Origin of the sequence: Rhodococcus (subgen. Prescottella) equi (assembly GCF_003013675.1) — a bacterium.
In the GTDB taxonomy this organism is placed as follows: Bacteria; Actinomycetota; Actinomycetes; order Mycobacteriales; family Mycobacteriaceae; genus Prescottella; species Prescottella equi.
Map to the genome: position 1 here is coordinate 710,366 of NZ_CP027793.1, position 15,347 is coordinate 725,712.

General features: G+C 69.1%; 18 protein-coding genes. 11 read left to right on the top strand and 7 right to left on the bottom strand.

What is annotated here, in order from left to right:
• Window positions 1-93: 93 nt before the first annotated feature.
• The 4 genes from C7H75_RS03275 to C7H75_RS03290 all read left to right on the top strand — a co-directional run bounded on the left by C7H75_RS03275 (window position 94) and on the right by C7H75_RS03290 (window position 4,719).
• Entirely contained in the window at window positions 94-1,338 is a 1,245-nt protein-coding gene (locus C7H75_RS03275) for a sensor histidine kinase (RefSeq protein ID WP_013414799.1), read from the top strand.
• Between the two features lie 42 nt (window positions 1,339-1,380).
• Complete coding sequence (locus C7H75_RS03280; protein ID WP_005515691.1) at window positions 1,381-2,043, top strand: response regulator; 663 nt, start codon at window positions 1,381-1,383, stop codon at window positions 2,041-2,043.
• 174 nt (window positions 2,044-2,217) lie between these two features.
• Window positions 2,218-3,900 (top strand): class I adenylate-forming enzyme family protein, encoded by a 1,683-nt coding sequence (locus C7H75_RS03285; protein ID WP_106850931.1) that lies wholly within the window; start codon window positions 2,218-2,220, stop codon window positions 3,898-3,900.
• A 60-nt stretch (window positions 3,901-3,960) separates the two neighbouring features.
• Complete coding sequence (locus C7H75_RS03290; RefSeq protein WP_175274826.1) at window positions 3,961-4,719, top strand: DsbA family oxidoreductase; 759 nt, start codon at window positions 3,961-3,963, stop codon at window positions 4,717-4,719.
• Window position 4,720: 1 nt separating this feature from the next.
• On the opposite strand, the gene C7H75_RS03295 is transcribed toward C7H75_RS03290, so the two are convergent.
• The 3 genes from C7H75_RS03295 to mhuD form a co-directional block, all read right to left on the bottom strand.
• The gene (locus tag C7H75_RS03295) at window positions 4,721-5,530 is read right to left on the bottom strand and encodes a CbtA family protein (protein ID WP_005515688.1); all 810 of its coding nucleotides are present in this window, start codon (window positions 5,528-5,530) and stop codon (window positions 4,721-4,723) included.
• Window positions 5,521-5,715 carry a CbtB domain-containing protein gene (locus tag C7H75_RS03300; protein ID WP_005515687.1) on the bottom strand — a complete coding sequence of 65 codons (195 nt, stop codon included), beginning with the start codon at window positions 5,713-5,715 and terminating at the stop codon, window positions 5,521-5,523. The genes C7H75_RS03295 and C7H75_RS03300 overlap by 10 nt, the downstream gene beginning before the upstream one ends.
• Window positions 5,716-5,958: 243 nt before the next feature.
• A complete protein-coding gene (gene mhuD, locus C7H75_RS03305; RefSeq protein WP_005515686.1) occupies window positions 5,959-6,273 on the bottom strand; it encodes a mycobilin-forming heme oxygenase MhuD in 315 nt (104 codons plus the stop codon).
• Between the two features lie 70 nt (window positions 6,274-6,343).
• Here mhuD and C7H75_RS03310 point away from each other — a divergent pair, with 70 nt between their 5' ends.
• Window positions 6,344-7,081, top strand: coding sequence for an alpha/beta fold hydrolase (locus C7H75_RS03310; protein WP_106850932.1), 738 nt, complete (start codon window positions 6,344-6,346; stop codon window positions 7,079-7,081).
• Between the two features lie 6 nt (window positions 7,082-7,087).
• Here C7H75_RS03310 and C7H75_RS03315 read toward each other — a convergent pair whose 3' ends face one another.
• Window positions 7,088-8,008: an HhH-GPD family protein gene (locus C7H75_RS03315; RefSeq protein WP_106850933.1), complete on the bottom strand. Its 921-nt coding sequence runs from the start codon at window positions 8,006-8,008 to the stop codon at window positions 7,088-7,090.
• A 78-nt stretch (window positions 8,009-8,086) separates the two neighbouring features.
• Between C7H75_RS03315 and C7H75_RS03320 the strand changes: the two genes are divergently transcribed.
• Window positions 8,087-8,713: a carbonic anhydrase gene (locus C7H75_RS03320; protein ID WP_005515682.1), complete on the top strand. Its 627-nt coding sequence runs from the start codon at window positions 8,087-8,089 to the stop codon at window positions 8,711-8,713.
• Between the two features lie 161 nt (window positions 8,714-8,874).
• A complete protein-coding gene (locus C7H75_RS03325) occupies window positions 8,875-9,549 on the top strand; it encodes a hypothetical protein (RefSeq protein ID WP_037084638.1) in 675 nt (224 codons plus the stop codon).
• A gap of 28 nt (window positions 9,550-9,577) precedes the next feature.
• Here the strand turns inward: C7H75_RS03325 and disA are convergent, their stop codons facing one another.
• Window positions 9,578-10,672, bottom strand: coding sequence for a DNA integrity scanning diadenylate cyclase DisA (gene disA, locus C7H75_RS03330; RefSeq protein ID WP_081185932.1), 1,095 nt, complete (start codon window positions 10,670-10,672; stop codon window positions 9,578-9,580).
• Between the two features lie 85 nt (window positions 10,673-10,757).
• Between disA and C7H75_RS03335 the strand changes: the two genes are divergently transcribed.
• On the top strand, window positions 10,758-11,318 hold the full coding sequence (locus C7H75_RS03335; RefSeq protein WP_106850934.1) for a PaaI family thioesterase: 561 nt from the start codon (window positions 10,758-10,760) through the stop codon (window positions 11,316-11,318).
• A 3-nt stretch (window positions 11,319-11,321) separates the two neighbouring features.
• Here the strand turns inward: C7H75_RS03335 and radA are convergent, their stop codons facing one another.
• Both radA and C7H75_RS03345 read right to left on the bottom strand, forming a co-directional pair.
• Window positions 11,322-12,710 carry a DNA repair protein RadA gene (radA, locus tag C7H75_RS03340; RefSeq protein ID WP_041673837.1) on the bottom strand — a complete coding sequence of 463 codons (1,389 nt, stop codon included), beginning with the start codon at window positions 12,708-12,710 and terminating at the stop codon, window positions 11,322-11,324.
• A 78-nt stretch (window positions 12,711-12,788) separates the two neighbouring features.
• A complete protein-coding gene (locus tag C7H75_RS03345; protein WP_005515677.1) occupies window positions 12,789-13,385 on the bottom strand; it encodes a copper chaperone PCu(A)C domain-containing protein in 597 nt (198 codons plus the stop codon).
• 297 nt (window positions 13,386-13,682) lie between these two features.
• Here C7H75_RS03345 and carD point away from each other — a divergent pair, with 297 nt between their 5' ends.
• The 3 genes from carD to ispF are packed head-to-tail and all read left to right on the top strand — an operon-like array spanning window position 13,683 to window position 15,347.
• Window positions 13,683-14,171 (top strand): RNA polymerase-binding transcription factor CarD, encoded by a 489-nt coding sequence (carD, locus tag C7H75_RS03350; protein WP_005515676.1) that lies wholly within the window; start codon window positions 13,683-13,685, stop codon window positions 14,169-14,171.
• Window positions 14,172-14,173: 2 nt separating this feature from the next.
• The gene (gene ispD / locus C7H75_RS03355) at window positions 14,174-14,857 is read left to right on the top strand and encodes a 2-C-methyl-D-erythritol 4-phosphate cytidylyltransferase (RefSeq protein WP_013414808.1); all 684 of its coding nucleotides are present in this window, start codon (window positions 14,174-14,176) and stop codon (window positions 14,855-14,857) included.
• A 13-nt stretch (window positions 14,858-14,870) separates the two neighbouring features.
• On the top strand, window positions 14,871-15,347 hold the full coding sequence (gene ispF / locus C7H75_RS03360; protein ID WP_013414809.1) for a 2-C-methyl-D-erythritol 2,4-cyclodiphosphate synthase: 477 nt from the start codon (window positions 14,871-14,873) through the stop codon (window positions 15,345-15,347).

Sequence of the window (15,347 nt, forward strand, 5' to 3'; positions counted from 1 at the left end):
GGTGCCGTCGGCGTCTTCCTCCTCACGGACCGATCGTCTCCTCATTTCGTACTGTTCGCGCCTGCGACGATCCGACCTCCGTCGGATGCCGCGGTGTCGGTCGAATTGCGTACCGTCCTCCTCGTGAATCCCGAGAGAGCCGTGCGGATCCGGCGTCGAGTGTGGACCGTGCTCGCGGTGTCGTTCAGTGCGTTCTGCTCGCTCATGACCGTCGGGCTCGCGTCGATGTCGGCGAACACGCCGGCGTGGAACCACGGGGTGGGACTCGTCCTCAACCTCGTCGCCGCGGCGGCACTGGTGTGGCGGCACGAGCGTCCCTGGCTGGTGCTGGCGATCGCGCTGGTCGGCCCGATCGTGTTCGAGACCGATGCCACCGCCGCTCTCGTCGCGCTCTTCGCAGTAGCCGGGGTTGCACGCGGATACCGGTTGGCCGGTGCGGCGGTCGCGGTCTGGGTGGCGTGCGCGGTGTCCCTGCTGTACGACGCGCATCGCCTGCGTGAGTACTCGGTTCTCACGATGGCCTCGGAGAAGCCCGAGGACGGCAGCCCGATGCCCCAGTACGTCGTCGCGGCGTGGATCCCGCTGCTGGTCGCGGCGATCGTCGTCGCCCTGGTTCTGGCGTCGGCGACCGTGGTTCGTACGCGGAGCGCGCTGGTGGAGGCGGAACAGGTGCGAGACGCGGCGACCGAACGCAGCGACGTGATGCGCGACGAGATGATCCGGGCCGAGGAACGGACCCGGATCGCTCGGGACATGCACGACACGCTGGCCGCCGGTCTGAGCCGCATCTCGCTGTTCGCGGGAGCCCTGCAGGTCAATGCTGCCGACGATCCGGAGAAGGTCGTCAACTCGGCGGCACAGATCCGAGCCACCGCCCACGAGTCGCTCGACGATCTCAAGAGCATCGTGGGGGTCCTGCGCGGCACCGGTGGTCCCCAGCAGTCGGCCCGGCACCAGGGAATCGACGCGGTGCCCCAGTTGGTGCAGGCGGCCCGTGCCGCCGGCATGCACTGCACACTGGCCACCGACCTCGCACCGGGTGACGTGGGTGTGTTGTCGGGGCACGTCTGTTTCCGCGTGGTGCAGGAGTCGTTGACCAATGCCCAGAAGCACGCGTCCGACCAGATCGTCGCGATCTCCCTCGAAGGTGCACCCGAGCGCGGGATCCGGATCCTGGTCCGGAACGCGTTGAGCAACAGTGTCACCGAAGTCGGAGTCGGATCGAGGACCGGGTTGCGCGGGCTGGCGGAGCAGGCGCGGGAGATCGGGGGGTCCTTCGAGGCCGGGCGTATCGGATCGGAGTTCGTGGTGAGTTGCTGGGTTCCCTGGACTGCTTGATCGGCCGGAAATGTCGGTGTCGGCCGCTAATCTGTCCACACTATGGAAGACCTTGGGGGAATTACGGTTCTGATCGTCGACGACGATCCGTTCGTTCGACGGGGGGTAGCGGACATTCTCGAGCCTGCACAGGACATCGTGGTGGTGGGGTGTGTGAGTGACGGCGACGAGGTGCCTGCCGCGGTGGCGTCGCTGCAGCCGCACGTGGTGCTGATGGACCTGAAGATGCGCCGGACAGGCGGTCTCGAGGCGACGCGCAGCCTGATGGAGCTGGAGTCGCCGCCGAAGGTGATCGCGATGACCGCGATGGACGTGGACGACCTCGTCGTGCAGGCCGTCGCGGCCGGTGCGCACAGCTTCCTGAGCAAGGACGAGGCCCCGCTCACCTTCCATCAGTCGGTCCGTGTGGTGGCGTCGGGAAACACGCTTTTCAGCCCGGAGGCCCTGCGGCGCATAGTGTCCGAGAGCGAAGGGACGGCTGGTTCGACGCCGGTGGTACGCCCCGATCTGAGCAGGCTCACCGAGCGGGAGCGGGAAGTCCTGACCGTGCTCGCCGAAGGTGAATCGAACGCGGACATCGGCCGCCGGCTGTTCCTCGGCGAGACCACGGTGAAGTCGCACGTATCGGCGATCTTCGAGAAGCTCGGTGTGCGCAATCGTGTCGAGGCCGCCCTGCAGGCCTACCGAGCAGGCCTGGTCGTCTGACCTGGACACTTGCCCTACTTCGTGGGATTCGTCTGATTTCCGCAGGTCGTGCCCTATCCGATGGTCTGCGACTCGCGCAAGTAACCCGACCGTGATAAATCTAGTGACATAGATCACACATCCAGTGGAGTGACGGCTGTCGGGGACGTCGGATCGTGAGACCAGGGAGGGCACATGGGGAGCCTGAAGATTCACCCTCAGATCCGCATCGACGAATACACCAAGTCCGGTGTCTGGACTCAGGACACCGTCCAGCAGTTACTGGCCGAAAGGGTGCGAGATCGAGGCAGTCAGCTCGCGGTCGTCGACCCGGTGGACAAGTCCGAGTACGTGGACGGGGTCCCCGGCCGGGTCACCTGGGCCGAGTTGGACGCCGAGGTCGATCGGCTCGCGGCGATGCTGTTGCGCGCCGAGGTCCGTGCCGGTGAGGTCGTCGGTGTCCAGCTGCCCAACACCGTCGAGCAGATCGCCGTCGTGCTGGCCGTCTGGCGGATCGGGGCGATCGTCTCGCTGCTCGCCGTTCACTCGACCGAACCCGAGATCGTCGAGGTGTGCAACGAATCGTGTGTGAGCGCCTTCGTCACCGCGGCTCGGATCGGCTCCAATCACGTTGCCGAACGGGTGATCTCGGTGCGAACGCAGATCCCGACGCTGCGGACCGTTCTCTCGTACGGCGTCGGCGTGCCGGACGGTGTCGTCCGGATAGGCCACGGCGTCGCCACCGCCGCGGACATCGCAGAGGTTGCGGCGCACGTCGCGGCCGACAGTCCCGCGGCGGACGACTGCATCGCGATCTGCTGGACGTCCGGCACCGAGGGGCGGCCCAAGGGCGTTCCACACGCGCACTGCGAGTCCCTCGCCCACGCGCGTGGTGTCGTCGAGGCGGCGGGCCTCACCGCCGACGACGTGATCCTCAACCCGTTCCCGATGATGACGTCGGCGGGGATCATCGGGACGATGCTGCCCTGGCTGTCCACGGGATGTGTTCTGGTGCAGCATCAGCCGTTCCGTTTGGACGTGTTCGTGCGGCAGATCGCCGAGGAGAAGGTCACGTACACGGCCGGACGCCCGTCGATGCTGGCCGCCGTCGACGTCATGGAGGGGCCGTCCGTCGACCTGTCCACCCTCACCCGGATCGGGGTGGGCGCGGGGCCGCTGGACCCGCAGACCGTGCAGCGCTGGCGGGAGCGGTACGGCGTGGAACTGGTGAACTTCTTCGGCACCATCGAAGGTGTCACGCTGCGGTCCGACCCCGACGCCCGCTCGGACGATCGGCCGCACGCGATGCTGTACCCGCGTTCCGGTCACGGGCGGGGCACCGTGCTCAAGCTGGTCGATCAGCAGACCGGTGCCGAGATCGTCGATCCCGGTGTGCTCGGCGAACTACGCGTCAAGGGGCCGACGGTGTTCTCCGGGTATCTCAACCCGGCGCGCGACCGCGACCCGTTCGATGCGGACGGTTTCCTGATGACCGGCGATCTGTTCGTGATCGACGGCCCCGACGACGCCTATCTGCGCTTCGTCGACCGGGCGTCGGACATCATCCGGCGGGGCGGCGTGCGGATCGGGTCGGTCGATCTCGAGACGATGATCGCCGAGCATCCGGCCGTCTCGGAGGCTGCGGTGATCGGCTGCCCCGACGGTCGGCTGGGTGAGCAGGTGGTCGCCGTCGTGGCGTGCCGGCCCGGCGCCGCCATCAGTCTCGAGGAGATCGGGCAGTTCCTGGTGGATCGCGGTATCGATCCCGGGGAGACGCCGCAGCGCCTGGTGATTGCAAAGGGGTCCGCGGGGTTGCCCCGCAGCAGCACCGGCAAGGTGCTCAAGCGCGTCCTGAGGGAGGAACTGGCGCGGCGCTGACCGGTCGGCGGCGGGCGCGGAACAAGTCGCGTCCGCCGTGTGTTCGAATGCGTCGTGACCATCGAGAGCAATGTCGGCGCCGAGCCCGCCGAGAACGAGCCCGCTGCGCCGACCGCCCTGATCGAGGTGTGGTCGGACGTCGCCTGCCCCTGGTGCTACATCGGTAAGCGCCGCTTCACGGCGGCCCTCGACCGGTTCGAGGATCGGGATCGGGTCTCGGTGGTGTGGAGGTCGTACCAACTCGCGCCGGACACCCCGGTCGGCGCGCGCCGCGGCGAACTCGAGGCGCTCGTCGAGCTCAAGGGGATGCCCGCCGACCAGGTGCGTCAGATGTTCCAGCACGTCGCCGCGACGGCGGCGGCCGACGGGCTGGTCATGGACTTCGACACCGTGATCGCCGCCAACACGTTCGACGCGCACCGCTTGCTGCATCTCGCGGGGGAGCGCCGGGATGCGCTGCTGGAGGCGCTGTTCCGGGCCCACTTCACCGACGGGAAGGTGATCGACGACCGGAACGTGCTGGCCGACCTCGCGGCGAGCGTCGGGATGGACGCCGCCGAGGCGGCGGCCGCACTCGCCGGCGACGCCGGCGCCGACCTGGTGCGGGCCGACCTCACGGCGGCCGGGCAACTCGGGGTCTCAGGGGTGCCGTTCTTCGTCGCGAACCGCCGCCTCGCGGTGTCGGGGGCGCAGCCGCAGGACGTGTTCACGGAGTTGCTGCGGCGGGCCGTCGCGGACGCCGACACCGAAGGTGCGGACAGCGGTGCAGCCCCCGGCGGGGATGCCGAGGGCTGCGCCGACGATTCGTGCGCGGTCTGAGCTAGCGGACCGCCCGCCGGGCCCCGCGTTCGGTGAGGAAAGCGAAAGCCAGGCCGAGTGCCAGCCACAGTGTGGCCTGGGTGGCGAGAGACGAGATGCGGAACTGCCACAGCAGGGTGGCGGGGAAGTCCTCGCCGACCTCGTTGATTCCGGGTAGGGCGAGGTAGCCGATCGTGACCACCGCGAGGAACGCGGCAACCTGTCCGATGACACGGGTCGTCACCAGGTCCTGATCCCGCAGCGCACGCCCCGCGTAGACGGCCGCCGCAACGGCGAGCAAGCCGAGGAGCACCGAGGCGAGCCACAGCAGGGTCCGCTCGTTGATGGTGTCCGGGTCGCCGACCGCCGGCGGGTTGGCGGGGTACTTGAAGAACGGCACGGCTTCGATTGCCAGCCAACCGAATCCAGCCACCGCGATGGCGAGGGGGGTGCCCGCCATCGCGGTGAACCGGCGTGCGTAGTGCACGACTACCGCGAAGATCGCGCCCAGCGCCAGGCCGGCGAGCGTCGTCGCGAGGAACAGGCCGAAACGTTGCCCGGTACGGCTGACGAGGGCGTCGTCGCCGTGGGAGTGTCCCTCCGGCTCAGCGGCTTCCGCACTGTGATCGTGCGGAGCGGTCTCGCCCACGTGGTGGTCCGGTTCGGCCGGTGCGGCGGATTCCTCGATCTCGATCGCGGCCTGCACGTGCGGCTCACCGAGCGCGAATGCGACGACACCGCCCAGCAGACCGGCGATCAGGCCGGCCAGTAGTCCGCGCAGAAGTAGGGTCCTGAGGCTTTCGGTGACGGGCGTCAGCGTGTTCAGTGGCACGGCAGGCCCAGCAGGTGTCGGCCGTCGTGCATCAATTCGTGCATGTACATGCCGCTGCGGGAGATTGCGCCCTGGTCGAACCCGACCAGGTAGAGCGCGAGCATGGCGAGCAGCACTACTGCCGCCGCGATGAGTGCGACAGCGGCCGAATCGGCCGACTTGTCGGGTGAATAGGCGATTGCCATCGGTGCCTCCTGGGGATTACGCGTCCCGCTAGGTCCATGCGATGGCCGGGGTGTCTGGCTTTCGAGGGCAGACCCTCGATCACAGTGGCGCGACCGCTCCGGAATGGCACCGGATTACCGTCGATCCATCGCTCTGTCGAGCGAACTCTGGCATCCCGAAGTCACGGTGTCAATCGGATGATCGACACCGTGACCGATTTGTCCGTTACCGGCTCGGTTCGTCGTCGAACCGGATGCGGTGGATCAGGATTCGGGCTTCGCCGCCACGTCGAGGACCACCTCGAACTCGAGCAGCGAGGCGCCGGTCGCGACGGGCTTCGCGCGCTCACCGGCGTGCGCCTCGCGGGCGGGCCCGCTCGCCCACGCCTGGAAGGCCTCGTCGGATTCCCACTGCGTCACCACGAAGTAGCGGCCCTCGCCCTTGACCGGACGCAGCAGCTGGAACCCGAGGAACCCGGGGGAGTTCTCCACGGCGTGCGCGCGGTTCGCGAACCGCTTCTCCAGTTCGGGTCCGGCACCCTCGGGTACCTCGATTGCATTGATCTTCACGACTGCCATGCTCGCGAGGGTACTCCGGGCCCACGCGGGTTCTCCCCGAGTCGCCGGGGGTTCGGCTACCGTCGGATCCGTGTTGCACGACGAGGGTGGGACGGGGCGGCCGATACTGCTCCTGCACGGGCTCATGGGCAGTGCCAGGACGTGGTCGCGGCACGTGTCGTGGTTGCGCGAACACGGCCACGTCTACACGTTCGACGCGGCCGGGCACGGGCGGCCGATCGACGGGGAGCCGACGACGGAGCTGTTCGTGGCCGACCTCGCCGCTGCTGTCGCCGGACTGGACGAGCCGCTCACCGTGATCGGGCACTCGATGGGGGCGCTGCACGCGTGGTGCTTCGCCGCGTCGCACCCCGATCGCGTACGCGCGTTGGTGCTCGAGGACATGGCGCCGGACTTCCGGGGACGCACCGCACAGGACTGGGCCGCAATGGTTTCCGCGTGGCCACAGCCGTTCCCCACCGAGGACTCCGTGCTCGAGTACTTCGGTGAGGTTGCGGGCCGCTACTTCCTCGATTCGTTCGAGCGGCGCCCGGACGGCTGGTATCTGCACGGTGACGTCGAGACGTTCCGCGACATCTCGGAGGAGTGGGGCACCCGCGATTTCTGGGCGCAGTGGGACGCCGTCCGCGCGCCCGCGCTGCTCATCGAGGGCGAGTTCACGATCACTCCCGAGGGGCAGATGCGTCGCATGCTCGACGGCCACGACGCCCGGTACGTGTGGGTGGCGCAGGCCGGCCACCTCGTCCACGACGACCAGCCCGAGCGGTATCGGACCGCGGTGGAGGAGTTCCTGACGTCGCTGCGCTGACGGTGGTCAGCGACTGCCCTCGCCGGCCAGCGCGAACATCCCGTCCTCGGTCTGCTCGATCAAGCCGTCCACCAGCAGCGAGTCCAGCGCGCGGTCGCGTTGTCCGGGATCGCTGAGCCACACCAGGTCCAGCTGGGCGCGTTCGACCGGGTGCGCGCTGCCGCGCAGTACGTCCATCAGCTTTCCGCGGACCTGGCGGTCGGTGCCCGCGAACTTCTGCACCTTGCGGGGTTCTCCGGTGTACGCGGGGCGCCCGGCCTCCACCCACGCACAGCGCGGCAGCGGGCAGTTCGCGCAGTCCGGGGTGCGGGCGGTGCAGATCGTCGCTCCCAGCTCCATCAACGCCGCGGAGAACCGTGCCGCCCGTTCGCGGGAGCGGGGCAACAACGCGTCGACGTCGGCCATGTCGCGCTTGGCCGCCGGGTTGCCCTGATCCGCCCGGCCGTGCACCGCACGCGCCACGACGCGTCGAACGTTGGTGTCCACCACGGGAACCCGCTGTCCGTACGCGAAGCAGGCAACCGCGCGGGCGGTGTAGTCGCCGATGCCGGGCAGGCTCAGCAGTACGTCGACGTCGGCCGGGACCACGTCGTCGTGCTCACGTGCCAGCACGCCCGCGCAGTCGTGCAGGCGCAGTGCCCGCCGCGGGTACCCGAGCTTGCCCCACGCGCGTAGGACGTCGGCCTGGCTCGAGGCCGCCATGAGCGAGGGCACCGGCCAGCGGCGCACCCACTCCTCCCAGATCGGGGCGACGCGGACCACCGGCGTCTGCTGCAGCATGATCTCGCTCATCAGGATGTGCCAGGCCGTGACGCCGTCCCGGCGCCACGGCAGGTCCCGCGCCTGCTCGTCGTACCACCGCAGCAGCGCCGCGCCGTCGACCGACCCGGAAGACACCGAAGACCCCGAAGACACCGAATCCCTCATCCTTCTCCGTTCACCACTCCGGGCTTTCGTCATCGGTCCAATCGAGACGGCAGGCGGCGGAGGGTGCACAATTGCCCCATGCCCAATTCCAACCCGATCTCCGCTTGGAAAGCCCTCAAGCAGGGTAACGAGCGTTTCGTCAGTGGTACCCCGCTGCATCCGAGCCAGGGTATTGCCGACCGTGCGAAGCTGGTCGACGCCCAGCATCCAACCGCAGTGATCTTCGGCTGCGGTGACTCCCGAGTCGCCGCCGAGATCATCTTCGACCAGGGCCTCGGCGACACGTTCGTCGTCCGCACGGCCGGTCACGTGATCGACAGTGCCGTCCTCGGATCCATCGAGTACGCCGTCGCGGTCCTCAATGTCCCACTGATCGTCGTGTTCGGCCACGACAGCTGCGGCGCCGTCAAGGCCACACTCGACGCCCTCGACAACGGTGCCATTCCGGCCGGCTTCATCCGTGACGTCGTCGAGCGCGTCTCGCCGTCGATCCTGATGGGGCGCCGCGAGGGCCTGAGCACCGTCGACGACCTCGAGGGCCGTCACGTCGTGGAGACCGGCTCGCTGCTGATGCAGCGGTCGCGGATCATCTCCGAGGCCGTCGAGGCCGGTAAGTGCGCCATCGTCGGCGTCACCTACAAGCTCGCCGAGGGCGACATCAAACTGCAGAGCGTCGTCGGCGACGTCGGCGAGTCCGTCGACTGACACCTCCGTCACAGCGGCCCCGGAGCGATATCGGCTCCGGGGCCGCCGGTGTGCGCGGAGCCGGGGCGGCACTTCTTTAATGCATGGTCCGGCAGCTTCGGGGGAGCGACACGCCGAGGCTGCTCAGGCGGGTACCGGCCGGGGCCAATTACGGTTGAGTCGTGCTTGAACCGAACGGACCGTTGCCCCCGGAGATCTACTGGCGCCGGCGGGCGCTCGCCATCGGCGCCGCCGTCGTGGTGCTCGCGCTGATCGTCTGGATCGTCCTGTCCATCGGCGGCGGTGACGACGACTCCGAGTCGACCGCCGCCGCGGCCACGTCCGAGCTGACGGAATCGAGCGAGGCGCCGACGACGTCGCAGGCCGAGGATCCGTCGGGAACCTCGGGTGCCGACTCGTCCTCCACGACGACGGCGAGCAGCACCACGTCGGCCAACCCGTCCAAGGACTGCGCCGACCAGTCGCTCGCGCTCAAGGTGACCCCGGACCAGCCGCAGTACAAGGCGGGTGACGAGCCGGGCTTCACGATCGCCATCACGAACATCGGCACCAACGCGTGCGAGCGCGACCTCGGGTCGGGCCTGCAGCAGGTGCTCGTGTACTCGCTCGACGGCGCGAACCGCCTGTGGTCCAACGTCGACTGCTTCCCGTCGTCGGAGCCGGAGGTCCGGACGCTGGAGCCGGGCGGCCAGGCACGCTTCACCGTCAAGTGGTCGGCGAAGACGTCGGCGCCGGGCTGCACGGCGCCGCGCGAGCCGGTGGCCCCCGGCGGATACACCGTGGTCGGGCAGCTGGGCTCCCTCAAGAGCAACCCGGAGCCGTTCAACATCGCATGAGCCGACGGCACCGGCCCGACGGACCGGCCTAGTCGTACGGCCCGTTGATCGACGCCTCCGCGAGTCGCGACAGGCCCTCCCGGATGTGCCGGGCCCACAGGCCGCCGATGCCGTCCACCGACTGCAGGTCCGCGGCAGTTGCGGCCAGCAGTCCCTGTAGCGTCCCGAACGAGCAGACCAGCCGGTGGATCTGCATGAACTGCAGCCGCGGAACCCTGGTGAGCACGCGATAGCCGCGCGGACTCATCGGCGCATCGAGGGCCTCGATCGTCCCGGGGTACCCGAACGCGCGGGCAAGCGTCGTGAGGTCGAGCAGGTCCACGTCGGTGAGCTTGTCGAGCGCGGCGAGGGTGCTATCCACCGCCGTCGCCGAGGCCGGCTCGCTGCCGGCCAGGTAGTCGCGGACCATCAGCTGCCGGACGGCGTCGTTGTCGCCGACGAGTTCCTCCAGCTGCAGTGCCAGCTGCCGGCCGTCGGTCCCCAGTTCGAGGACGTCCTGCTCGATCTCGACCGAGACCCGGCGCACCATCTCGAGTCGCTGCACCACGGTCAGGGCGTCGCGCAGGGTCACGAAGTCCTCGATCTCGACCACCGACAGCTGCCTGGTGACCTCGTCGAGGCGGGACTTGTAGCGCTCGAGGGTGGCGACGGCCTGGTTGGCGCGCGAGAGAATCGTCTCCGACGCGTTGATGACATGCCTGATCCCGCCGACGTACACACTGACGATGCTCATCGACTGGCTCACCGACACCACCGGATATCCGGTCTGGATCGCGGTCCGTTCGGCCGCACGGTGCCGGGTCCCGGATTCGACGGTCGGAATGCGATGGTCCGGCACCAGCTGCACATTGGCGCGCAGGATGCGGGTGCCGTCGGTGGACAGCACGACGGCGCCGTCCATCTTCGACAGCTCGCGCAGCCGGGTGGGCACGAAGTCGACGTCGAGTTCGAAGCCGCCGTCGCACAGTTCCTCGACCTGGTCGTCGTAACCGAGCACGATCAGCGCGCCGGTGCGTCCACGCAGGATCCGCTCGAGGCCGTCGCGGAGGGCGGTTCCGGGCGCGAGCCGGGCGATGGTCTCCCGGGTGTCGCGTGCAACCGTCGACGCGGGCACATCGTTCATCGCGGATCCCCCCAGGTGCGGTCGACGTCACATCTTGCCGTGCCGCATACGGGCCGCGGTCGGGCCGCATCTACATTACCTAGTTGTGAGCAGTACTTGGATCTTGCCCGATGACCTCGTTCTTCCGGAGGTGCCGGACTGGTACCCCGCTCCCGGGGAACCGCTCCCGCAGCACTGGTCCAAGTGCTTCGGCTGCGGCGACGACCAGCCCGCCGGTATGGCCATGACCTTCCAGGCCGGCGAGGACCTGACCGTCACCGGTCGGCTCGAGGTGGCGAACCGCTATCAGGGCGGACCGGGTGTGATCCACGGCGGCATCCTGTCGACCGCGTTCGACGAGGTCCAGGGCATGGCGTGCATGGTGCTCGGCGGCCCGGTCGTCACCGCGCACCTGGAGATCGACTTCGCCCGGCCCATCCCGCTCAGCTCGGTGCTCGAGTTCCGTGCGCGGATCGAGGGCACCGTCCGGCGTAAGGCCTACACGACGTCCGAGGCGTTCATCGTCGAGGGGCCGGGCACCGACCCGAACACCCCGGTCGCGACCTCGCGCGGGCTGTTCCTGACGGTCGACCCGGAGCATTTCGCGCCCACCGCGGCGTTCGTCGACGGTCAGCCGACGTCGCCGTTCGGCACTTCCGCGGTCTGACGCTCAGCGAAGACTCAACGCCCGCAAGGCATCTCCGACGTTCGCGACCTCGATCGCCCGGATGCCCTTCGGTAGTTCGCCGGAGTCGACCGGAACCACCGCGCGCGTGAAGCCCAGGCGCGCGGCCTCGGCGACCCGGCGGCCGACGCCGCTCACCCGGCGGACCTCGCCGGCCAGGCCGACCTCGCCCAGCACGACGGTGCCGGCCGGGATCGGACGGTCCTTGCTGCCCGACGCCACCGCGATCGCGAGCGCGAGATCGCACGACGGGTCCGTCATCCGCATGCCGCCGACGGTCGCGGCGTAGACCTCCTTGTCGGAGAGCTTGATCGAGTGCCGGCGCTCGAGCACGGCCAGCACCATCGACACGCGCGCCGAGTCGAGTCCGCTCACCGCCCGCCGCGGCGACGGGTTGTGGGTGGGCGCCACGAGTGCCTGCACCTCGCCGAGCAGTGGACGCTTGCCGTCCATCGTGACGGTCACGGCGGTGCCGGGCACCTCGTCCAGTCGGTGGTGCAGGAACAGGCCGGACGGGTCGCTCACGCCGACGATGCCGTCCTCGCGCAGTTCGAAGCAGCCCACCTCGTCGGCGGCGCCGAACCGGTTCTTGATGCCGCGGATCATGCGGAGGGTGGAGTGCTTGTCGCCCTCGAAGTGCAGCACGACGTCGACCAGGTGCTCGAGCGACCGCGGGCCGGCCACCGCGCCGTCCTTGGTGACGTGGCCGATGAGCAGCACCGGCACGCCGCTGGCTTTCGCGAGTGACGTCAGCGCACTCGTGATGGCCCGCACCTGCGTGACACCGCCGACGACACCGTCGACGTCCGCCGCGAGCATGGTCTGCACCGAGTCGACGATGAGCAGCGTGGGGCGGACCTGCTCGACGTGACCGAGAACCGTCGCCAGATCGGACTCCGCGGCGAGGTAGACCCGCTCGTGCACCGCGCCGGTGCGGTCCGCGCGCAGGCGCACCTGTCCCGCCGACTCCTCGCCGGTGACGTACAGCGCGCGGTCGTCGGCGCTGCGGGTGGCCCACCGGTGGACCACCTCGAGCAGCAGCGTCGACTTGCCCACGCCGGGTTCACCGGCGAGCAGCACCACCGATCCGGGGACGACTCCGCCGCCGAGGACCCGGTCGAGTTCGTCCACGCCGGTCGCCTTGGCACGCGTGGTCTTGCCGTCGATCTGGGTGATGGGCGTCGCAGGTGTGGACGGGAGCAGTGCCGCCGCGCCCGCGCGGGCCAGCGAGGCTCCGGGGCGGGACGTCACCGCTGCCAGGACCGGGGCCTCGTCCATGGACCCCCAGGTGCCGCACTCGGGGCAGCGGCCGACCCACTTGGCAACCGTGTGCTGACACGACGAACACCTGAAGCTGGATTTGGGTTTGGCCACCCGGGAATCCTAGTGGCTGCCACAGACAGGAAGGCCCGGGCGACACTGTCGCCCGGGCCTTCCTTCACGTGCTGTGGGTCAGTGCCCCTCGGACACGACGGGGGACTTCTCCGACTCGTGGCGCTCGGTCTTCGGGCCGGCGTCGACCGGGACCTGCACGACGATGTCGCCGGCGTTCTCGAACGTGAAGATGACCGGGAAGGTCAGGCCCGGACGGACGCCCTCGCGGATGTCCTGGAGGGTGACGTCGATCAGGCTGACGTGCTCGGGCGCCTCCTCGGGAACCGAGACGTCCGGGTTGCCGGCGCCGAGCGCGAACTGCGGCTTGATCTCGAGCGTGCCGTCCTTCTCGTCGATCTTCACCGAGCCGGCGTAGTCCGTCTTGATGGACTTCAGGCGGTCCGACTTCGACTCGCTGAGGTTGACAGCGGTGAACGCGAGCTCGGCGTCGCCGCCGGGCTCGATGCTGAACTCCTCGGAGTTCGGGTACACGACGTGCACGTTGCGCAGCGCGATGTCACCGCTGGTGGCCTGGTTGCCGTTGATGGCAGCGACCTGGGTCGCGGTCTGCGAGATCTGACCCGCTCCGCACGCGGACAGCATGAGCGTCGCGCCGGCGGCGAGAGCGACGGCGGCCATGACTCGGCGAGTCGGCGACGCAGTGAGAGCAGTCACGGGTTGTCCTCCATGGGTCAGGTTCACAATCCACTAGGCAGAGTAGTAGTCACCCTCGAGGCGCCGCACTCTGGGTACTCGTTACGAGGTCGTGTCGGGCGCGCAACGGTTGGCGGAGTACAGGATCGGGCGTCCGCGGGGGTGCTCCGGAGGGGTCTCCGAGGGGGGTCGAAATGCACGGTTGGGGCACTCTGTCAACCCCTAAGATCAGGTAACGACGCCCCTGACCTGCGCCGTTGATGGGACGATCGTTTGGTCACGTGTTAAACTCGAAAGATCGAAAGGGGCACGGGACAGATGATTTTCAAGGTCGGAGACACCGTCGTATACCCCCATCACGGAGCGGCGTTGATCGAGGCGATCGAAACCCGCACCATCAAGGGTGAGCAGAAGGAATACCTCGTTCTGAAGGTCGCGCAGGGTGATCTCACCGTCCGCGTTCCCGCGGAGAACGCCGAGTACGTCGGCGTGCGTGACGTGGTCGGTCAGGAGGGTCTCGACAAGGTGTTCCAGGTGCTTCGTGCGCCGCACACCGAGGAGCCGACGAACTGGTCTCGCCGTTACAAGGCGAACCTGGAGAAGCTGGCCTCGGGTGATGTGAACAAGGTCGCCGAGGTCGTGCGTGATCTGTGGCGGCGTGAGCAGGATCGCGGCCTGTCGGCCGGCGAGAAGCGGATGCTGGCCAAGGCGCGTCAGATCCTCGTGGGTGAGCTGGCCCTGGCGGAAGGTACGGACGACGCCAAGGCGGAGATCATCCTCGACGAGGTCCTGGCCGCAGCATCCTGACAGTGAGTGACAACGGGGGGCCGGTCGTAGCGCTGGTCCCTGCAGCCGGACGTGGTGTTCGGCTGGGTGAGCCCGTGCCGAAGGCGTTCGTCGAACTCGGTGGGCGCAGCATGCTGCGCCGCGCCGTCGACGGACTCCTCGGTTCGGGCGTCGTCGACACCGTCGTGGTGATCGTTCCCGACGAACTCGTCGAGGCGGCTCGGGCAGACCTGCCCGCGGGAGTGCTCGTCGTCGTCGGTGGTGAGGAGCGCGCGGATTCGGTCCGTGCGGGTCTCGCCGCGGCGCCCGAAGCCGGTCTGGTGCTGGTGCACGACGCCGCGCGGGCACTGACGCCGCCGTCGTTGATCGCCCGCGTCGTGGCGGAACTGCAGGCCGGTCGCACTGCGGTCGTGCCGGTCCTGCCGGTGAGCGACACCATCAAGACCGTCGACGTGCTCGGCACCGTCACGGGCACACCGCCGCGTTCGGAACTGCGAGCGGTCCAGACCCCGCAGGGCTTCGACGCCGACCTGTTGCGTCGGGCGTACGAGGACGTGAACGGGGACGCGACCGACGACGCCGGCCTGGTCGAGCGGCTCGGCGAGCCGGTCCGGACCATCGTCGGCGAGCCCGAGGCATTCAAGATCACCACCCCGTGGGATCTCGCGCTGGCCCGGGTACTGCTCGGGCAGGCCGGACCCGAGTAAGGAGCCCGAGAGCGTGCGAGTCGGAATCGGTACGGACGTCCATCCCGTGGAGAAGGGCCGTCCGTGCTGGATGGCCGGTCTGTTGTTCGACGACGTCGACGGCTGCGCCGGGCACTCGGACGGTGACGTCGCCGCCCACGCGCTGTGTGACGCACTCCTCTCGGCGGCCGGTCTGGGCGATCTCGGTTCGGTGTTCGGCACCGGCCGACCCGAGTGGGACGGGGTTTCCGGTGTGCGGATGCTCACCGAGGTCCGACGTCTGCTCGGTGACGCCGGCTACACCGTCGGCAACGCATCCGTGCAGGTCATCGGCAATCGGCCGAAGATCGGTCCGCGCCGCGAGGAGGCCCAGCGGGTGCTCGGTGACGTCCTCGGTGCACCGGTCTCGGTATCGGCGACCACCACCGACGGACTGGGGCTCACCGGTCGCGGCGAGGGCATCGCCGCGGTGGCGACCGCGCTGATCATCCCCGCTGCTAGCGCCCGGTAG

Coding starts and splice junctions, on each gene's coding strand:
- disA (WP_081185932.1), bottom strand. CDS start 10,672: ATGAACGATGTGCCCGCGTCGACGGTTGCACGCGACACCCGGGAGACC.
- C7H75_RS03300 (WP_005515687.1), bottom strand. CDS start 5,715: ATGGCAATCGCCTATTCACCCGACAAGTCGGCCGATTCGGCCGCTGTC.
- C7H75_RS03315 (WP_106850933.1), bottom strand. CDS start 8,008: ATGAGGGATTCGGTGTCTTCGGGGTCTTCGGTGTCTTCCGGGTCGGTC.
- C7H75_RS03280 (WP_005515691.1), top strand. CDS start 1,381: ATGGAAGACCTTGGGGGAATTACGGTTCTGATCGTCGACGACGATCCG.
- mhuD (WP_005515686.1), bottom strand. CDS start 6,273: ATGGCAGTCGTGAAGATCAATGCAATCGAGGTACCCGAGGGTGCCGGA.
- C7H75_RS03285 (WP_106850931.1), top strand. CDS start 2,218: ATGGGGAGCCTGAAGATTCACCCTCAGATCCGCATCGACGAATACACC.
- C7H75_RS03320 (WP_005515682.1), top strand. CDS start 8,087: ATGCCCAATTCCAACCCGATCTCCGCTTGGAAAGCCCTCAAGCAGGGT.
- carD (WP_005515676.1), top strand. CDS start 13,683: ATGATTTTCAAGGTCGGAGACACCGTCGTATACCCCCATCACGGAGCG.